Source organism: Mesorhizobium sp. M0960, from assembly GCF_040319055.1.
Classification (GTDB): domain Bacteria; phylum Pseudomonadota; class Alphaproteobacteria; order Rhizobiales; family Rhizobiaceae; genus Mesorhizobium.
The window spans coordinates 91,042-111,010 of the sequence record NZ_JAMYNN010000016.1; the positions used below are offsets into that span (position 1 = coordinate 91,042).

The 19,969-nt window shown below is 61.5% G+C and carries 14 protein-coding genes; 5 read left to right on the forward strand and 9 right to left on the reverse strand.

The window, feature by feature from the left end; genetic code table 11:
* The first annotated feature begins 494 nt into the window (after positions 1-494).
* Together NKH63_RS24290 and NKH63_RS24295 are read left to right on the forward strand one after the other, a co-directional pair.
* Positions 495-2,411, forward strand: coding sequence for a polysaccharide biosynthesis/export family protein (locus NKH63_RS24290; RefSeq protein ID WP_352918941.1), 1,917 nt, complete (start codon positions 495-497; stop codon positions 2,409-2,411).
* 616 nt (positions 2,412-3,027) lie between these two features.
* Positions 3,028-4,107 (forward strand): glycosyltransferase family 4 protein, encoded by a 1,080-nt coding sequence (locus NKH63_RS24295; RefSeq protein WP_352918943.1) that lies wholly within the window; start codon positions 3,028-3,030, stop codon positions 4,105-4,107.
* Positions 4,108-4,342: 235 nt separating this feature from the next.
* Here the strand turns inward: NKH63_RS24295 and NKH63_RS24300 are convergent, their stop codons facing one another.
* The 9 genes from NKH63_RS24300 to NKH63_RS24340 all read right to left on the reverse strand — a co-directional run bounded on the left by NKH63_RS24300 (position 4,343) and on the right by NKH63_RS24340 (position 16,142).
* The gene (locus NKH63_RS24300) at positions 4,343-5,677 is read right to left on the reverse strand and encodes an MATE family efflux transporter (RefSeq protein ID WP_352918945.1); all 1,335 of its coding nucleotides are present in this window, start codon (positions 5,675-5,677) and stop codon (positions 4,343-4,345) included.
* A complete protein-coding gene (locus NKH63_RS24305) occupies positions 5,668-6,945 on the reverse strand; it encodes a glycosyltransferase family 4 protein (protein ID WP_352918947.1) in 1,278 nt (425 codons plus the stop codon). The genes NKH63_RS24300 and NKH63_RS24305 overlap by 10 nt, the downstream gene beginning before the upstream one ends.
* A gap of 14 nt (positions 6,946-6,959) precedes the next feature.
* Positions 6,960-7,718: a hypothetical protein gene (locus NKH63_RS24310; protein ID WP_352918949.1), complete on the reverse strand. Its 759-nt coding sequence runs from the start codon at positions 7,716-7,718 to the stop codon at positions 6,960-6,962.
* Positions 7,705-9,678 (reverse strand): putative glycosyltransferase family protein, encoded by a 1,974-nt coding sequence (locus NKH63_RS24315; RefSeq protein ID WP_352918951.1) that lies wholly within the window; start codon positions 9,676-9,678, stop codon positions 7,705-7,707. Before NKH63_RS24315 ends, NKH63_RS24310 begins: the two co-directional genes overlap by 14 nt.
* Positions 9,675-10,820, reverse strand: a complete 1,146-nt coding sequence (locus NKH63_RS24320; RefSeq protein ID WP_352918952.1) for a glycosyltransferase family 4 protein — start codon at positions 10,818-10,820, stop codon at positions 9,675-9,677. The genes NKH63_RS24315 and NKH63_RS24320 overlap by 4 nt, the downstream gene beginning before the upstream one ends.
* Positions 10,820-11,626, reverse strand: a complete 807-nt coding sequence (locus NKH63_RS24325; protein ID WP_352918954.1) for a glycosyltransferase family 2 protein — start codon at positions 11,624-11,626, stop codon at positions 10,820-10,822. The genes NKH63_RS24320 and NKH63_RS24325 overlap by 1 nt, the downstream gene beginning before the upstream one ends.
* Complete coding sequence (locus NKH63_RS24330; protein ID WP_352918956.1) at positions 11,623-12,879, reverse strand: NAD(P)-binding domain-containing protein; 1,257 nt, start codon at positions 12,877-12,879, stop codon at positions 11,623-11,625. The genes NKH63_RS24325 and NKH63_RS24330 overlap by 4 nt, the downstream gene beginning before the upstream one ends.
* Before the next feature lie 565 nt (positions 12,880-13,444).
* Positions 13,445-15,001: a glucosamine inositolphosphorylceramide transferase family protein gene (locus NKH63_RS24335; RefSeq protein WP_352918958.1), complete on the reverse strand. Its 1,557-nt coding sequence runs from the start codon at positions 14,999-15,001 to the stop codon at positions 13,445-13,447.
* Positions 15,002-15,020: 19 nt separating this feature from the next.
* The gene (locus tag NKH63_RS24340; protein WP_352918960.1) at positions 15,021-16,142 is read right to left on the reverse strand and encodes a carboxylate--amine ligase; all 1,122 of its coding nucleotides are present in this window, start codon (positions 16,140-16,142) and stop codon (positions 15,021-15,023) included.
* Positions 16,143-16,405: 263 nt separating this feature from the next.
* Between NKH63_RS24340 and NKH63_RS24345 the strand changes: the two genes are divergently transcribed.
* The 3 genes from NKH63_RS24345 (at position 16,406) to NKH63_RS24355 (ending at position 19,892) form a co-directional block, all read left to right on the forward strand.
* Entirely contained in the window at positions 16,406-17,668 is a 1,263-nt protein-coding gene (locus NKH63_RS24345; RefSeq protein ID WP_352918962.1) for a glycoside hydrolase 5 family protein, read from the forward strand.
* 154 nt (positions 17,669-17,822) lie between these two features.
* Positions 17,823-18,782 carry a glycosyltransferase family 2 protein gene (locus NKH63_RS24350; RefSeq protein WP_352918964.1) on the forward strand — a complete coding sequence of 320 codons (960 nt, stop codon included), beginning with the start codon at positions 17,823-17,825 and terminating at the stop codon, positions 18,780-18,782.
* A gap of 57 nt (positions 18,783-18,839) precedes the next feature.
* Positions 18,840-19,892, forward strand: a complete 1,053-nt coding sequence (locus NKH63_RS24355) for a UDP-glucuronic acid decarboxylase family protein (protein WP_352918966.1) — start codon at positions 18,840-18,842, stop codon at positions 19,890-19,892.
* Positions 19,893-19,969 lie beyond the last annotated feature (77 nt).

A 19,969-nucleotide genomic window follows, 5' to 3' on the forward strand; every position in this document is an offset into this window, starting at 1 on the left:
AAAGAAAGTGACGCGGCCAGTTCCGCTATGATTACCCGATAGGATTGCCAAGACTGACGGCTTCGTCGCGTCGTTCTTCTGGGCCTGGACAACATAGTGGGAAACGGCCCAGCCATCCTGCGAATGCATGTCTGAGCCGCAGGCGATTCGAGACGCTGCGTCGGTAAACCACGTTTCCGGCTCTCCGTTGCGTTCGATCGCGTTTGTCCCGTTACCATCGAGGAAGCTCTCCTGGAGCGCAGCAATCTGGTTGGCCGAGTTCGCCCCAGATTGTGCTTTATCCGAAAGGAGTGCCCACAAAGGGATAGTTGTGCCGCCGGCGGTGAAGGATCACGATACGGCAGAGCCTTGCTCGTCGACCCTTGCTCGACCAGATCGGACGGGTCGGACGGGATGGCCACTATAGAAAGAGAAAGCCACACGCTATGGCCGTGGATAGAGAATTCAATTCCGAGCCCGTCACTCCCTCGTCACAGGCGGCCCACCATAGGGGATTGAAGGCCGTCCTGCTTGTCTTCGGGCTTTCCGGGATCGCCGCCCTGGGAGGGGCCGCGGTCAAAAACTTAGGGGCACTAGAGGTTGCGTCCAGAGCCGCGGCACAGGTCAAGGATGTCTCCGGACCCGTGATGCAGAAGCTGGAGGATGTCTCCGGAGCCGTGATGCAGAAGGTCGAGGCTGCCTCCGCAGCCGTGATGCAGGAGGTCGAGGCTGCCTCCGCAGCCGTGATGCAGGAGGTCGAGGATGTCTCCGGAACCGTGGTGCAGGAGGTCGAGGATGTCTCCGGAACCGTGGTGCAGAAGGTCGAGGATGTCTCCGGAACCGTGATGCAGAAGGTCGAGGATGTCTCCGGAACCGTGATGCAGAATGTGTCTGCTGCCATCGATAGCTGGCAAGAACAACCGGTTCAAGCCTCGGCCGAACTCTCCCGCACGATCGCGTCGGGACCGAATGCGTCCGCCGTGGCGTCGGTCGAGCGGAGCGCCGTCCCTGCGGTCGCCACTAGTGCCGAGCCCCCCAAAAACCGCAGCACGGGACCGGATGCGTCGGCCGTGGCGTTGGTCGAGCGGAGCATCGTCTCTGCCGTCCCCGTCAGTGCCGAGCGCCTCAAGAACCTCAGCAAGGCGCCCGACGCGTCAACCGGAACCCTGTTCGGCATCGGCGACCGCCTCAAGGTCGCATTCTACGAGCGCGTCGACGTCGAGGAAGACAAGTGGGGCGGCGCGTCCTCGGCCTTGCACGGCATCCTGCAACGTCCGGAACTGAGCGGGGAATATATTGTCCAAGAGGACGGCACGATTTCCCTGCCCTTGCTTGGCTCCATTCCGGTCGCCAACCGGTCAACGCAACAGGTAGAGGCTGACCTGGTGGAAACCTTCGATCAACTGCTGGGCCGCAAGGGGCTGGTCAACATCCTGGCGCTGGAGCGCCCGCCCATTTATGTGCTGGGGCCGGTCAAGAATCCAGGCTCGTTCAAGTACGCGCCCGGCATGACGATCCTCCACGCGATCGCGCTGGCCGGCGGACTCGAACGGGCCGAAAGCGAGCCGTGGCAGAAGATCGAAGCCGTGCGTGAGACCCAGAAGCGGAGCGGGGCGATCGATGCCTTGTTGAAATTGCTCGCGCGCGCGGCGGTGCTGAAGGCCGAGCGCGACGGTACAGCACCCACTATCCCGCGCCAGTTGCTTGAACTGGCCGGCACGACCGAAGCGGCTAACCTCGTCAACGAGCAGAGCGACCGGCGCAAGGCCGTCGCCACGGCGCACAAGGATCGTGAGCGCGCGAACCTGCGGGCGCTGGAGGCGGCCAAGCAGGATGTTGTCGCTTATGGGCGCACGGAATCGCTCGACAAACTCGTCAAGCTGCGCCAGGAGCGCGTCAACAGCATGCGCACGCTCGTGGATCGCAAAGTGCTCAGCATGGCGGTGATGGATCAGATCCAGAGTGAGTTGTCCGACGCGGAACAACGTCGGCAGGACGCCCTCAACCAATACGCGAGCGCGAACCAGCGCCTCGCTTCGCTGGAGTCTGAGGTGTTGCGGACCCGGGCCGACCTCAGGAACGATCTGGAGGTCGAGATCGAGACCACGGAGAGCCAGATCGCTGCCAATGTGCGCGAGTTTAACGTCAGCGAAGGCGTCCTGTACACATTGCCGGTGACCCGCGTCCAATTTGCCAAGGACGCGAGCAGCGCAACCTATCAAATCGTGCGGCAATCGGCATCCGGGCCGGTCAGCATTGAGTCCGTCGGGATGACCCTGTTGCAGCCAGGTGACCTCGTCAACATCATCGTGGGCGAAAACGGACCAAGCAAGCCGGCCGGTTCGCCGGTCCCGACCTCGTCGCCGACCAGCGAGAGCTTGCCGGCCGCATCCAACCCCAACGATGTCGAGCTCTCCCGCGTGGTGAGGTAGTAGAGGGTGGGTCCGAATTGATGCCCGGCAAGGAGATTGCTGGATGGGTTTCATCTGCATGGATAACCCCGTTGGGACCCAACCAGGGATGAGGAGGACTAGGGCGCGCTGCGCGCTCCCATCGGGAGGACGAGTGAAAAGCTTGAAACCACCACTTCCTCCGCAGCTTAGGTCTCAAAGCATGTCCGCTTACGTAGACGGATTCGGAGCATTGGCACGAGCGCGGTCAGATGAATTCGAACGGGACAATGGGGCCCCATCAAGCGGCATTGGTCAAAGATTCTGAAATTGTATCGCGACCTCGCGGACGCCTGAGAACTTATTGCTCATCTCAGATCGAGAAAGGTCTGGCGGCTTAGCTGATGAATGCTGATCAAAGCGCTCGGATGCCTTCAACGCACGCTTGTCCGATAACGGCCGGGCAAGGAACGCTCGGCCCTTCTACCGCCAAATTCCTGCGGATTGCGGTGAGTGCAAATGCCGTCTTCCCGCTAAATTCCGGTGCTCGGACTCCTCAGAAGCGTGCTGCAGATATACCAAACCTTGGTCTTCGCGATCATCAAGCCGCGGCAGATAAGCAGCGCGCCAAATCTGTTTCAAGATATTGAGGAACACTATGGAAAAGACCGTTCTGTATATAACCTGTTCGCAAAGCACCAAATACGGAGGAGGAGAACATTTTTTTCTTGAGACGGCCCGCCACTGCCGCCAATTGGGTTACAAGACTGTTGTGCAATATCAGGACCGGCCTAAAAGCAGCGCCTATTTATACGATCTAAAGGATCTGGGCGTTGACATTGTCACGGTACCATTGAAATGGAATCCTCTAAAGATTTTTGAACTTATTTTCAATTCGAAGCCAGACATTATTCATGTAAATTTTGCGAATTCAGCTCTTCTATTCGAAATTGCAATTATTGCTAGATTTCTCAGAGTTAAGAGGTTAATTGATACTGAGCATTGCGTATCACGTCCCATAATGAGAAAATACGTGCTAAGCCTATACGATAGTGTTATATGTGTTTCGAATGAAATACGAAATATAATGAGCTATTCTGGCATTACAAGCAGTAATTTGTCGACATTGTCTCACGGCGCGTTTTTAACTCCAGTAAACTCAGCGCAACTAAGAGACAAATTCAGGGGTGAATTTCGAATTTCTGGCCAGGAGAAAGTTCTTGCGTGTATCGCCTTCGATTCTCCAGTCAAAGGCTTAGATATCTTGCTAAAATCTTTTCAGAAGGTACACGGAGATTGCCCCGATGTACACTTGATCATAATCGGTGTAGATTCTGAGACATCGAAATTGCCGGCTTTGGCAAGGGATTTAGGAATAGCCTACCATGTTCATTGGGCGGGAATTCGGGACGAAGGCTGGAAGGTTTTAACTGCAGCCGATGTCTATGTTCAGTCCTCTCGATCGGAAGGGGGTCCGATAGCAGTAATGGAGGCGATGGCATTGAAGTTGCCCATCGTGACGACTCGAGTAGGACTTATGTCTGACGGAGAAGCTGGCGAAGCTGGCGTCGTATGTACACCGGATGATGTAGACAGCTTAACCAAAGCAATCCGGGACATGCTCAAGCAACCAGAGGCTTGGAAGAGGATGGGAGAGGCAGGCTATAGGCATTATATGGAAATGTTCCAGGGTGAAAAATTAGTAGAGACGCTGGTTAACGATTACTACTTGGCATAATCTTGTTGCCTTTTCTTGCCAGCCGAACTGCGCCTCGACGAACCAGCGCTAACTGTGATTTCGGTCCGGCTCGCCTCGAAGCCGGCGCGCCTGTGTTGCAGTAAGGTGATGCGCGCAACGAAGGCAACGACGATTTCCGACACGCGGATCGCACTAGATTAGATTAGGACGATTTGGCCGGGATCGGCACGCGCCTTCCTGCAGTCGACAACCTTGCGCGATGAGCGGGGTCTCCTCAAATTTGGAGCGGCGACGGGCCCCCGCCTTTGTTCAAAGGGCCTGCGCGAGAACCCGATTTCGTCGCGATCGTCCAAACGAGGGCCACGCACGCACCCTCGATGCTGACGGCGAGCGTCCAGCCCAGGACCAAGCCCTCGAGCCCTCCAAGCTTCGCCCCTACGACCGGGCATCCAAGCTCCAGCAATCCGCCAAGCGCGAACCAGGGAGATGCCTTGAGCATGCTGTCGCGCAGCCGCGCCAGTGTGTTGGCATGGAATTTGAGCGTTGATCCCACCAGGCTGAATCCGAGAAAGCGCAGGCTCGGCCCGGCGATCTCCGGATAGGCCGGATTGAAGATCGCAAGCATCTGCTGCGAATAGGCGAAGATGAAGACGGCACAAACCAGCGAGAAGAGCAGTGACGCCGTCAGAGAAAAAACGAAGTCGTGCCCGGATTGTTCCGAGCTTGCTCTGACCACGGGGAACAGGACGGTGGCCAGGGCAGCAGGAATCAACGAGGCAATCGAGACCAGCATCCACAACGCCATGAAGGCGGCAGTGGTGGCCGGTGACAAGAGAACCAGCACAAGGTACGGCATGATGAAGGTTGGGGCTTGCGAGGCAACATCCAGCGCGTAGTGACCCAACGCCCTGCGTCGGTGCTTGTGCAGCAGCTGGAAATCGGGGACGCCAACGAGGCGACGCGCACCGCCGCGGGTCAAGAGATCGACGCCGATCCAGGACGCCAGGATCGCGGCGACCCAGGTCAGAAGAATCGCGGTAGTGGAGGCGTAGCCGACGGCCGCGGCGGCGGCGATCAGCATCAGCTTGAACGTCGAGAACAGCACCTGCCGGGTCATCCTGCCGCTGCTAAGCAGGGCACCGACGAACGCCTGATCGCCCAACACGCTGAGACTGGTCAGGCCGCAGCCGAGGACGAACGCAACGCCCTCGAACCAACCATTGATCGGCCCGGGCGAGTTCACGAGGTTAGCCCCCCCGAAGATAAACAACAGGCCCAGGCCGACCGTCAGCATCGCCCCGATGGATACTGCTGCGGCCACTAGACCGCGCTCCTTGCCCGGATGCCGGACGATTTCGCCGATCAGCAAGGTCCCGAGCCCGGCCTCGCCTAAGAGACCGATGAGGCCCATCACGGACAGGAGGGCGGCGGCGTTGCCGATCACCGCCGGCGGAAATGTCCGGGCGGCGAGCCACCAATAGACAAACCCAAGACCGGCCGATGCTATCGTGCCGATCGCCAGAGCGCCGGAATTTGTAATGAGGGTGGCGCTCTTCTGAAGCACTCGGCGCACGCGCATGATGGCGGTCCGGGCGAGGTCTACCGGCATGATGGCCCTCCCGAACCCTGGTGCGCCGGCACCGCGGCTCCCTTGGCGGCCGGGCGCAGCACATCCCGGTAGACCTGCTCGATCCGGGTCACGACCGCTGCGGCCTTGAGGCGCCCCACCTGGGCTAGGCTTGTCGCCTCCAGTCTGGCCAGCCAAGCGCGGTCTTCCAGAAGCGTTTGCATCGCATCGGCCAAGGCTGGCGCATCACCCGGCGGCACCAGAAGCCCGGTTTCGCCGTGATCGACGAGATCCGGCATGCCGCCGACGTCGGTTGCGACGACGGTCTTGCCGGACGCCATCGCTTCCATGATGACGGTCGCGCAGGCTTCCGGCCCGACCGATGGCAGCACGCCGAACAGCGAGCGGCGCCATGCATGCATGATGGCGGAATGCGGCCATGTACTAAAAACCCGGACGTTCGGCGGAAACTCGGTTGGCGTATCGGCGACCCTGCGCCCGATCAGGACCAGCGGAGGCGCCCGCTCGAGACCAGCATAGGCCTTCAGGAGAACGTCGATGCCCTTCAGGCGCATCATGTCACCGACAAACAGGATGAATCCGTCGGCGGGCAACTCGCGCAGGCAGGGATCTTCTGGGCCAAGCACCCCGACATCGTCGGGCACGAAATTGGGGATGACCTCGTAGGGAGCGCCTCCTCGCGAGAGTCCGCTATGACGCGCCACTGCGTGGCTGACCGCGATGAAGCGGTCCACCATCCGCCGGGCGGCGAAGCCCGACGCCCAGTTGCCAAACGTGGTCGCGGTTGCCTTCACCGCGCCGTAGTGTCCGGCGGCGCAGGGCAGGCATTTCGCCAATGCCGGGCCACTGCAGAGATAGGTACCCAGGTGCATGAAGTTCTTCTTGGCGCAGATAAGGCCGTAGTCGTGGAGTGTAACCACGAGGCGGGCGCCACTGAGGGCTTTGAGTGGCAGGTAGGAGGCGTAGATCCAGTTGTGGGCGTGGACGATGTCCGGCCTCTCCTTTGCGACCAGCCGTTTAAGGCCCAACACCAGTTCGGGATCCGGGAAAGGCGGCGCGTGGCGGCGCTCGGAATCGGTGTGGAGGCCTGACAGGCGCTGGAGCGCGCCGCGCAGGCGATGCACCCGGACCGCGCCGTCCAGTTCGGTGTCGGGCGATCCAGGATGCATCAAGGTCCCGACGCTCACACAATGGCCGCGCTGCGCCAGCGCTGCGCCGAGATTGCGGACGTGCCGCTCCTCTCCCCCGATCACTGGCGGATAGAATTGCGACAGCAGCAGGATGCGCATGGTCGAACCTCGTCTTAGATGCGTGGCACCAGCGTCGAAACGCTCCGATAGAGTCGATTATCTTCCGGCCGATAGAGCCGGGCCTCGGCTTTCTGCGGGGTGGCCAGGACGGGCACCGGGATCCGGCGCGTCCAGGTATCGCTCGGCGCGATGGTGAGCGAGCGGAAGACGGCGAACAGCCGTCCGTCGAGAGTGATTTCCAGGTCGAACCGCAGCGTCTGGGTCTCGGCGCTGCGGACGCCGACGGTAAGACTGCCCGGCTCGCCGCTGGCCGGTGGCACCATCCAGAGCTCGGTGTACTTGAATTCCCGGTAGGTCGCTTCGTCGCGGACGGCCAGCGCATAAGCTCCGGTCGCCACCAGCGCCGCCAGCGCGATCACAGCTCCGTGCCAGAACCGAACCCGCACCGGAGACGGCCAGCTTGGCAGATCGGACGCGTCGCGGCGGCCGGCGGCCACCAGCGCCGCGCCGGCCGTGACGGCCCAGAACCAGACCGCCCAGCCGAGCGGCGTCAGGAAGCCTGCGGCGTTCAGCGCAAAGCCCCCGGCAATACCGGCGGCAAGGCTTGCTCCGACCGCGTAGGCGAGGTGTTCCGACACGGAGGTGGTTCTTATTCCAATGGCTCGCAGCACCGTGTGGCCCGAGACGAGGAGCACCATGGGCAAGCCCAGGATGATGCGAAGGAGCATGTCGTCGCTGAGCGCAACGACGGCAACGGTAACTCCCGCCCATAGGCAGGCGGCCAGAAGATCCCGCTTGCTAGGATTTCCCATGCAATCCCCTCACGTCGTAGATGATGATCCAGCCGTTGTCATAAATGCGGGTGACGCCATCGATGTTGTTGAACTTGAGTAGTGCCGCCGGCGACAGCGGCCTTCTCCGCGCTTCCCACGGCTCGAAGTAGAAGCCGAGCATTGGGGAGGCCGTGGACAGGCGCAGGTCCACCAACAGGAAATCGACGTCGCTTCTCACCAGGGCCCAAAATTCGTCAGGCCCCAATTTTTCGTCCTCGAACACGCGCGCGGAAAACACGCCTCCGACGATTTTGATCCTGACGTCCTGGCGCCCGTAGCCCGCGAGCAGCATTTGATTGGTGCGGTCGGCGGTGAAGCGATTGCCGGCACCGAGCCATTGCCTGGTCCAGCGTGCCGTTTCGATCGCCATGGTCTCGACGGATTGCGGGTCGGCCGCCACCCTGTAGGGTCCACGTATCGGTGCGAGCGACGCGGCCGTGACCCCGCCGAGCACGATGACCGCCAGGGCAAGGGCCGGTGCGATAAGCCGCCACCCGCGTGGCACGTGGCCCTGCCAGAAGTGGACGATGCTCACCGCCACGACCAGCCCGACGGCGAGGAACACGAACGTTCCCATGCGGTTTCCGATTTCCCAAGCGACGGTCAGCCGGAAGGCCACCGAGACTGGGAACGCGAAGGCCAGCAAGGTAAGGAGCATGATGCGGCTGTCGCGCCAGCGCCGGTTGAGAATGTCCTGGATCGGACGCCAGCCCGCTTGCGCGTCGCGCGGCGCTGCCATGGCCAGCGACCGAAAGAAACCCGTCGCCAGCCCGAGTGCCAACAGCAGGATCGCGGTTAAGGTGGTCAGCCGCATGCCGAGTGGCTGGGTAGGCCCTCCGAGGTGCTCCGACGATGGAGTGGGCGCGCCCAGGATCTTTCCGAGCAACGTCTTGAAGCCGGTTTCGGCCACCGGGGCGAGATAGCTTGTGAGAGGGTTGCCACGGGCCTGTATCCAAAGGAGCGGCAGGGCTAGGGCAAGGAGCGCCGTGAGGCTCACGGCGGTCCTGGCCCCAATCCGCAAGGGGCCGTGCCGGCGCCAAGCCTCGAGGGCCGCGAGCGCAATGAAATAGATGGCGGTGAAGGCGGCCGAGAGGTGGTGCGTGACCGCGAGGCTCGCCAACAGCAAGGCAATCAACCCGAGCGCCTTCAGCCTCGGTCGCCCGACAAGATCCTTGGACGCTGCTTCGACTGCGAAGATCAGCACACACAGCACGATGCCGAGGCTCTCGTAGGAGAACATCGACTCGAACTGGACGAAGGTTGAGCAGCCCATATAGGTCAGACAGGCGATGGCCGAGATGCGCGGCGATCCGGTGATGCTTTCGAAGAACAGAAACAGGGCACCGATGAACGTGCCCCTGAGGACGGCCAATAATAGAGTCCCCGCCACAAACAATGGCAATCCCGTCAGATTGACGATCGCCGTCGTCAGGATTTCCAGGGCCGGATAGGCTCGCCCGACCGGCAGAAGCGGGCTGGACAGAAATAGCCGGCGTGCCGTCAAGAGATCGTCGGCCGCGACCCAGTGCAAGAACTCGTCGTGATGGATGAAGCTCGTCGGGGAATAGACGACCTTGTAATAGAACATGGCCTCGGCAAGCAGGAACAGGAGGAAGAGGCGCTCACCCCGGGCGACCATCGGCCACGCAATGCGAAGGCTGGTCGGCACGATAAGCAAAACGACACCAGACCAGAACAATAGCGGCGCTACCGTATCGCCGCGGCGCCCGGCCCCGTGCCCGGCCACGACCAGGAGCAGAGCGGTAGCGACCGTCAGGCACAGAGCCGCAATCCATCCGGAGTTCGCCAGTCGCGGCGGGGCATCGGCGCTGCCCCCGCGAAGGTCCGGGCCGATAACCAGCGAGACAAATTGGATTCCGGCCCGGAGCGGGTTGATCCCGGCTGCTGTCGTGAAATGAGCGGGCATCATCGGCGTCATGCCTCCGTCGCAGGAGGCCACGACATCACGCCGCCGGGGGGCAATCGGACCGTGGATCGGCTGCTCAGGACCCCACAATAAACATCGCTCAGCGCTTGAGCGCAGGCCTCCCAGTCCGATAGCGCGAAATCCGGCACTTCCCGATGGGCCCTCAGCTCCTCGGCCATGGCGGCGGCCAGTTCTTTCGGACCGGCGTTGCGCGGGACAGCTCGGCACAGGCCCTTGGCTGCCAACTCCCGCAGCCCGGACGTGTCGCTGACAAGGACCGGACGGCGCAGCGACAGGGCTTCCATCACGGCGATCGGATGGGCTTCGTATTCGCTGAACAGCACGAAAAGCGCGGCGCTCGCCAGGAGGTCAGCCATGTTCTGCCGGTCCGATCCGGGGATGCTCGCGATAGTGACCCGCCTCTCGAGGCCGAGTGTCGCTACGAGGCGCCGCAATTCTCCCTCATACGGGCCTGTTCCGACGACGTGCAGTCGCGCGTCTGGCACCCGGCGGATCAGTTCGGGCAACGCCGTAATCGCCCGGTGATGGCCCTTATAGCGCTCGAGCCTGCCGCCCGAGACGATCAAGTGCGGATCGACCTTGGTACCGGGGCTCGCGGCCGGCATCGCGGCGCCGTTCGGGATGACGACAAACCGTTCCCGCGGCACGCCCATCCTCCTGCTGAAGAAGCTTGCTTCGAATTCGGAGACGCCAATCAGCCGCGCGGCCCGGGCCACCAGCGGCCGGAGCAGCGCTTGCTGGGTGCCGCGCACGGCCTTGCGCAGCCGGGAGGAATGCCCGCCGCTGTGGAAGGTCAGAATGAACGGCAGGTTTCCGCGGATGGCCGCGAGCAGCCCGATCGGCGCCACGAAGGTGTTGTAACCTTGGAAATGGATCAGATCCCAAGCCCCGCGCCGGATCGCGCTATAAATGCCGGGCGCATAATAGAGGTCCAGCGCCCTCGGCCAGGCCGGCACGCGCCGCACGCGCATGCCGCGCACCTCCTCCTCAACCGGCAACTCCCCCGAGGGATCGGTAGTGAGCACGTCGACGGCGTGGCCACACGCCACCAAGCGGGGACCGACTTCCTGGATGTGAGTTTCGATGCCACCTATGAGAGGGTAGCAGCGAGCGGCAACCATCAGAATTCGCATCAGGTCTGTCCACCGACGACACAGGCTTTCGCGCTCCGCCTGCGGTGTTGGTGGACCCTCTCGCGCAGGATAGTTTTCAGGACGCGCCAGCCGTCCGGGACGGCGCGCAGATGGCTCACACCGCTGATGCGCGGAGCCTCGAAACTTGCGACCTCGACGATATTGAGGTGGTTCTTCAAGGCCCGCACGTTGATGAGGGTCTCGATCTCGAACCCATCGCAATCGCAGTCCAACGTGGCGACGTGCTTCGTCCAGAAGGCTATGTATCCGTAGCATAGATCGGAGAACCAACCGCCATAGAGCAGCCGCACGAACAGGGTCAGCCCCTTGTTGCCGAACATCCGGAACAGCGACATGTCCTCGGTGCCGGCGCCCTGGATAAAGCGTGAACCCTTGACGAGATCCGCGCCGGCCATCAGCGCACTGACAAAGACGATCGCCTCCTCCGGCACCATGGAGCCGTCGGCGTCCAGCATGACGATGATTTCGCCTGTGGCGGCCAGGAATCCCGCTTGCAGTGCAGCACCCTTGCCCCGGCGGGGCTCCATGACAATCTTCACCTCCTCACGCAAGCGGCGCGCGACCGCGACCGTCTCGTCGGTCGAGCGACCATCCACGATGATGATCTCATGCGCCCAGTTGGGGATGCGCGGCAGAAGCCAAGGAAGGTTGTCGGCTTCATTGAGCGTCGGGATGATGAAGCTGACTCGGGGTAGCGTCAGCGATCGCCGCAGCGCGACATTGATTGGGTCAGGCGGCGATAGGGCACCGACCCGGGCGAGAATGCTGGAGACAGGGGCATTCATGACAGCGCCGTCAGGTCGAGCGATGGCACCCGGGGAGCGGGCTGGAAGCGCGCAAGAACTGCCGCTAAGTGTCGGGCGAGATGATGCGCCGGGTGATAGGTCCCGTATACGAATCGACACACCGGGCCGAAGCTGTTCGCGGCGGCGGGACCGATGAAATGCAGGCCAGGCACCGAGGTCTCGTAATGGGCCGATAGCTGCGGCGCGCCCTCAACCAAGCGGATCTGGCGCAACAGCGTTGAACCCAGGAAACCTAGCCGGCCCACATCAATCTTGTACCCGGTCGCGAAGATGACGTGGTCGGCGCGCATCGAATGGCGCGCGCGACTGGCGTCCGTCAAAGCGAGTAGCACCTTGCCGTCGCGAGTCTCGATGCTCTGAAGGGTGCGACCGAGCCACACAGGCACTTTCCCGATAACCCGGTCCTTCATGAAAGCTCCGCCAAGGGGGCCCAGCGCCCTGATGTTGGCGAGTCGGACCCGCAGATCCTTCGGCAGAAGCCGGATCAATCGCGGATATTTGGCGCAGGTCGCCAAGGTCCAGCCGTGGCCGATGCCGTTCATCGGGGCGGTAATGCGCTCGAACAGGGCTCGGGGGCGCGGGTAGCCGGCAAAATCCAGCTGCGGCCGGCGCACAACGAGCGAAACCGACACCCCGCGTTCGTAGAGCAGCGCCGCCAGATCGGACGCCGATGATCCGGATCCGACCACGATGATTTCCTTGCCGTCCAGCTGCTGCAGAGAGCCGTACTCGCCACTGTGCGAGCATAGATCGGCGGGCAGATGCACGGCCTGGTGCGGCAGGCGTTTGAACGGATGGAGGCCGACCGCCACTACCACGCGGCGCGCATCGACTATCTCGCCGTCATCGAAAGTGGCGTGAAAGCAGCCAGCGCCGGGTTCCAGCGCCATCAATGTCTTGCGCTCAACTATGGGGACGTAACGCCTCTGGAAGGCTTCGCCGTACTCGATAAACCGGCTGAGCGACAGCGGAAGCAGCTCGTCATGATAGGTCAGGGCGCGTTGGGCGCAGAACGTCTTCAGTGCGAATTCAGACCGCGGATCCGACAGGCTCGACGCCCAGGGATAGGACTTGAGCAACATACCAGGCGGCATGTTGTGCTTCCATGACCCCATGAGCTCCCCGAAAATCCGGTGCTCGATATTTCGCGCACGTAAATGCGCGGCCAGCGACAAGCCGTAGGGGCCAGCTCCAATGACCGCCACATCCACGGATGTGTTTGATCTAGCCATGTGCAGACTCCCCGGACCTTAAATCAAGCTTATATGAAATAAGATTTGGACCTAGACGGCCTCTTTAGCTCTAGTAACTTTAGAATTACTGATGCAGTTCTGAAATGAAAGAACAATAGATGGTTAGGGAAAGACAATATGTGATTAGCTCTTTAGGAGTATCCCTTCAGGTTATTTCCAGCCCGTAGCATTTTCGGGGATAGTACGGCGGCGGCACCGATCATCTTCAGCAGCTGTGTCGGCAGCGTTGCCAAACCCGTTTTGGACCTCTGGGGCCACCTTCAACGCCAGCGAGGACATTCATCGACCCGCGGTCGGCATAGAGCATCGGACGTTTGAGTCAGTCGGTACCCTGCTTTCGTGTATTCGGTTGGCGAGAAGAGGTTGCAGACGTCGCCCATAGCTTGCCAGAGCGCACCGGTGGTTCGAACGGCGACTTACGCAGGTGGGGTCGCTCCTTCACTCGGTCCTGATTTTCCGAGCTTATTCTGACGCCGAGAAGGGTCGAGCGCACCCGGCCCTTCGCAGGCGGTGTACGTTGCGCTCGACCACTGGCTGCAGGTAGCTAACCTGGACGCGGGACCGGCCAAGAGAGGGGCTGCCCGTGCGGTCCCGAGACCGGCGTATCGGATACAAGCAACCGATACGAGGTCGTGACCTCTCGCAGACCCCCGATATGACCGAACAAGTCGATCACCTCCAGGCCGGACCGCCGGTTGTAGGTGTGGCACCCGAACGCTCCGGACCGAATGCGACCGACCGGTGTCTGGGCAAATTCCGACTCGCCGAGCGCATCGATCCGGCAGAACGTCACCGCGCCGCCATAGCCGCGCGCGCAATCTTGGACCGGGCGTAGCGTCCGTCCACCGTGTCGGATGACGGCGCCTGCGGGGCGGCTTAGCGTGGCATCGAGCAGGACGGGGTTTGCGGCGTGGGGCGTCCAGGACCCAGTCAGGCTCTCGGCATGGTAGAGGCTGAGGACATCCCAGGACGTGGACCTCCACAGCCTTGGGCTGACGAAAAACCAGAAGCCGCCCTCATGGCAGAGCGGCGTGGTATCGTAGCCCTCGATCCCCTCGATGAGGCAGGCCTCCCGCGTCCACCGGTAAGGGAATTCCACTGCCCTGTAGAGGCTGACATTCCTGGCCGCCCCCGATTCGGGGATCATCCAGATCTGCCCGTCCTGCTCGAACACGAACGGGTATGAGAGGTGATGCGGTTCCTCCAAGACGATCTGGGGTGCGCCGACGGTCCCGTCCCGGTCCGCTGCCACGACTGCAATGCACCCCCGGTTCTTCGAGTAGAGGTGCTTTTCGACAAAGATGAAATCCTGCCCCTGGTGCCGGAAGGGGAACGGATCGGCAAGGTAGCTGTCGGTCTCCCCGGTAAGCACCCGGAATGCTGCGTCGCCTTTGTCGAGCAGGCTCGCCGATTCGTCGAAGCGCCAGCCAATCCCCCACCTCCTGCCGCCTCTCGCCAGGATGTCCAAGAATCTGATTGCCTTCGATGTCACTGTGTGTGTCGCTCTTGCAAGGGCCGAAAGCGTGCCGAGCGAAGGCACGGCCGTGCGTGGGCCGGGGACATCGGACGCAGCTGAACCGGTTTCCTCGCGCAAGGCTTTTAGGATCAGCACCACAGCGCAGGAGAGGACGCTGTCGAGGCTCGCCGCGAACACTTCACGGTCTACACTGGCCGGACGCGCCATCCACGGCCGCGACGGGCGCGCGGTGTCGTGCAGGTCGACGAGAAGATCCTGATCATTCGCCAAGGCCGCCATGACTCCGATCTCGCCGGGTACGCCGTTGAAGAGCGGCGTCAGTACGCGCCGCCCCGACAGGAGGGGCTCCTCTCCGCTCAAATCGATCACCACGTCCACGTGGTCGGCCGGAGGCGACGGCAGGGACCGCAGCGCCGCCTCGACGGGGTCGGTGGCGCCGTGGACACCTAAGCCATAGACTAGTCTTTCGAGTTCGAGGAGCAGACGGAAGATCAACGGCAGCGGGTGGCAGCCGGTCGCGAAAAGGCAGGAGACGTCGTTGCCGGGCACTTCAGCAAGCGCCTCTGCCAGCCACAGATGCCAGCGCAGCGGCCGCGACGGATCGAGACTCAAGCAAATGCGCATTGTTGTTCTCACGGCGAATTCAAGACGACGACAGCTTTGACGAGAACCAGCTCGAGCGACGCGCCTTGCCAGCTGTCCGCCGCGAGCCCGCGAGCCAGGGAGGCAGATAAAGAGCTGCAGCGCGCGCCACATCGCAAGGGTAATACACCAGGGCCGGCAGCGGATCCTCCCGGCGCCAGAAGCCATCGATCACGACAGAATGAGGCGGGATCGGCTTCGCGCCAAAGCGGATCCGCTCGATCCATGAACCCTGCCAGACCACGCGACCGTCACCCGGGCCGGCCGGCAATGGCTGCAGGTCGAGTTCGTGCCGATAGGCTATCAGCGGGATATTGACGCCGACGAGCGTCGCCAGCTCCTCCTGCCAGTCAGTGCGCCCGACCGTCGGCTCTATTATCAGAAAGCGTCCGCTCCTGATGTCCTGCTTGTACTCGATGCCGCCAAATCCGAAGTAGTTAACCTGATCGAGAAGGTCTTTAGTGGTGCGTTCCAACTGCTCGTTTACTGCGGCCTTACAGAACGCCGTGCTCCCGGTGCCCGGCGGGGTGCTGGCGAGTTTTTGCCCGGTGAACATGCCGAGCGTCTCGCCGTTGCGTCCCCGGTAGAACAGGCAGAAATAGATGCTGTCGTCCGGTCCCTCTACGGTCTCCTGCACCAGGACCTCGCCGGTCTGAGCCAGCAGCCTCTCCGCGGCCGAGAAGGCATCAGCGTAGCTCTCCGCGCTTATCAGGCGGGGAGCATGCCCCTCGTGGAAGTGGCGCTTGTCGGCGGGTTTCAGGATCATCGGCAAGCGGAGCGACGTGATCTCGCGAACCCCCGCGAGGTCCCGCACGACCACGCCGTTTGGCACTGGCCAACCATGCTCCCCGGCGCTCTCATGGAACCTGGCTTTGTCGTGCAGCATACTAACGGTATCGTGAGTTGGGAGGCGGAAGTGGTAAAGCCCCTCCAGCTCTTTGCGGTATTCCGAGATCGTAAGAAGTGCCAGCTCATCCGTGATGACCAGGAAGGGCCGCTCACCGATCCGCCTCCGAAGATCGCGGAGGAAGTCCACGAAGCTAGGGCCATGCAGGGAGTCTGCCAGGATCGGGTGGGCGTAGCGCGACCACAGCGCTGGGTTCGATCGCTTGCGGTCGACCACCCAAACGGGCATCCCGCCCAGTGCAAGGCTGCGGCACACGCCGAGCCCGTTCAGCTCCCCACCTACTACTACTGCAGGGACTCGCCAATGCGAAGAGCCGAACTCTTGGTTGGGAGCGGTGTCTGACAGCATGGGTTTCATACCCGAGGGACCGTAATCGGCCAAACACCACTATGCACAACTGACGCCGCGCTGTGCGAGGCCAGAGGGGGTAATCCCTTGGCGCCATTGCACTCGGCGCCCGGTGAGAGCCACATGGCGGGATGACAGTCGGCTGGCAACGGGCGAAATACGGGCTGCGGGCGAAATACGGGCTACGCAATGCCGGATGGCGTGTGCTGGTCTTGGCACTGTTGTGTGTTCCGACAGCCGTGAGCGCCGCAGACAACTTAGCGCCAGCGTCCTTCATCAAGACTTCCGGCACGGAGTTTACAGTCGACGGCAGGCCATTCTTTTTGACCGGCGTGAACAGCTTCTCTGTGACTTTCGGGTCGAAGGACGAGGTCATCCGCCTTTTTGATGACGCGGTCGCCATGGGAGCCAATGCGGTTCGCATCTTTCTCCAGCCAGTGATCGGGTCACTCGACGGAAGCACTGCTACGATCTGGAACTGGCGGCTTGAGGCCGATGCCAGCGATCTCGCTGTGAGAGGAATGTACCTGCTCTCCTGGGACGCTCGTGAGAACAGGATGGCGATCAATGACGGCGCGAACGGCATGCAGAAGATTGATTTCCTCATCGCCGAAGCCGGCAAGCGACACCTCAGGCTCATCATAGCCTTCCTGGATTTCTGGGCCTATACGGGCGGGGTCCAGCAGATGCGGGCCTGGTATGGGAGCCGCGACGAGTCCACGTTTTTCTTCAATGACCCACGTATGAAGCGGGACTACAGGACTTGGGTCCGCCACGTCGTGCAGCGCGTCAACCCACTCACCGGACTTGCTTACCGGGACGACCCGACCATCATGGCCTGGGAGCTGATGAACGAAGGCAATGCGCGCCCAGAGGCTTTGCGGCTGGCCTGGACTGCCGAAATGTCGGCCTACGTGAAGTCACTCGATGGCAATCACCTTGTCAGCTCAGGGCACGCCAACGTTTCCGAGAAACTGTCCGACTTGATGATCCCAACTCTCGATTTCGGAACCTGGCACGGCTACCCGCTCTACTACAACCTTACGGTCCAGGAATTTAACGACCTGATCACCGAGTTCTGCCAACTGGCGGCCCGCGCCAATAAGCCGGTCCTTTTGGAGGAATTCGGCTATGCCCGCTCCAATCGGGACTTCGCCGATGCTTACGAAAAATGGCTCGATACGCTTAGCCGCGATCCCAAGTGCGCTGGCTGGATCGTGTGGCGGCTGGCCTCGCGGCAGGACAGCGGACGCTATCCCGTCGATGAATACGACCAGTTCGATATTCGCAACGACGGAAGCGCGATTTGGAACATCCTCAAAGCCGCGACGGCCCGGGCGGCGCAGACCCGAGAAGCCAACCGGGCCTCAGGAAGCATCCGGGAAGTCCCATGAGCGACGTCTCCGTCGTGATCTGTGCGCACACACTCGACCGCTGGGACGAGTTGAGCGGTGCGGTGGGGTCCGTCCGTACCCGACCGCGCGCCGCCAGACGCGATATCGTCGTAATAGCCGCAACGCAACAGACCCGCGAAAAGAACCAGCAGCCATGATCGATGCGTCGGTTGTCATCTGTGCTTACACGCTCGATCGCTGGGACGATTTGAACGCGGCCATCGCGTCGGTGCGCAACCAGACCAGGCCCGCCCGCGAGATCATTCTCGTCGTCGACAACAATGAGGCTCTCTTGCAGCGAGCGCGGCGTGAGATCGAGGGTGTCGTCGTCACACCTAACAACAACGTGCGTGGACTGTGCGGCGGTCGCGTCACGGGTGCCGGATTGGCAACCGCACCGGTCGTGGCATTTCTCGACGACGATGCGATGGCCGATGAGCGTTGGCTGGATGAGTTGCTGGTGCCCTACGCCGATCCGCGCGTGCTTGGCGTCGGCGGGCGCATTGAGCCTCTATGGCGCAAACCTCGGCCCTCGTGGTTCCCGCCTGAATTCGACTGGATCATCGGCTGCACCTATCGCGGAATGCGGGCACAAGACGGTGGCGAAGTGCGTAATGTGATAGGCGCGAACATGTCAGTGCGCGCCGACGTGCTGCATGGCTGCGGCGGGTTTGCCGGTCAAATGGGACGCATCGGCGGCGGTAGAGGCTCAGCCAATACATGCGACGACACCGAATTTTGTATCCGCGCCGCAAAAACATTTGGAGGCGTATGGATATACAAACCCCAGGCCACCGTTCGCCATGTGGTTACAGCGGAACGCACGACCTGGAAGTATTTCCTCCATCGGTGCCGCATGGAGGGGACCTCCAAAGCGGTACTCGCAGGCTTAGCGGGGACTAAGGATGGGCTGGATTCCGAGCGGCATTACGTTCTTACTCTGGCGCGCTCCGTACTCGAATACGCAGCGACTGGGAAGATCGGTCAGGCGCTCGCCATCTTTGTCGGATTGGCGACTACTTCAATTGCTTACACGCAGGCACGGGCACGGGCCACCATCTCGCAGGGTCCAAAGATAGCCCCGGAACAGAAGGGCGTTACCTCCAGGACGTGACTGGCGCCGCTACTGGCACAATGCAGCGTCAGCCGATTCATTCGCAAGGAGATTCACATGCCACGGATTTATGAGAGTCGCAAACGCGTTTTGGTCACTGGGGGAGCCGGCTTTCTGGGCTCCCACCTGGTAGATCGACTGCTCTCCGACGGTCATGAGGTTCTCTGCGTGGACAATCTCTTCACGGGAACCAAGCACAACATTGAACATCTACACGCAAACCCGCGCTTTGAATTTCTGCGCCACGATATCACGTTTTCCTTATACGTCGAAGTCGACGAAATTTACAACTTGGCCTGCCCCGCATCGCCCATCCAATACCAGCACGATCCGGTGCAGACCACAAAAACGTCGGTGCAAGGCGCGATCAATATGTTAGGCCTCGCCAAGCGGCTCAAATGTCGAATTCTGCAGGCTTCGACAAGTGAGGTCTATGGCGACCCCGCGGTTCATCCTCAAACCGAGGATTATTGGGGCAACGTGAATCCGATTGGTCCTCGGTCCTGCTATGATGAGGGAAAGCGCTGCGCTGAGACGCTATTCTTCGATTATCACCGACAGTGCGGCCTTGAAATCAAGGTTGCGCGCATCTTCAACACATACGGCCCGCGCATGCATCGGGCTGACGGTCGAGTTGTTTCTAATTTCATCATTCAGGCACTGAGCGGCGAGCCGATAACGCTTTACGGCGACGGCAACCAGACTCGTTCATTCTGCTATGTTGATGACTTGATAGATGGTCTTGTACGCCTCATGGACAGTCGAGCTTCATTCACCGGACCAGTCAATTTGGGAAATGATGGAGAATTCACCATTCGAGAGCTTGCGGAACTGGTGCTCACTGAAACCGGCTCGTCGTCAAAACTCGTCCATCTGCCGTTACCTTGCGACGATCCAAGACAACGCCGACCCGATGTTTCCCTCGCCAAAGCCGAATTGGGCTGGCAACCGACCATGGGACTCAAAGACGGGCTGAAGCCAACCGTTGCATTTTTTCGCCGCGACCAGGCACGCCGATCGCGCTCGCTGGAGGAGCCACAGCTGATCGCTTTCGAAGAGCGGAAACGATGGGTCCGTTCCATTGCTGGCGACTTCCTCCCAGCTGGATAACCCTCGCACATCGTGAGCTTCGGCCATTCCGACTGTCGACCGCATCTCCGGCGCCCGAAGCTGCTTCGCGACAGTCT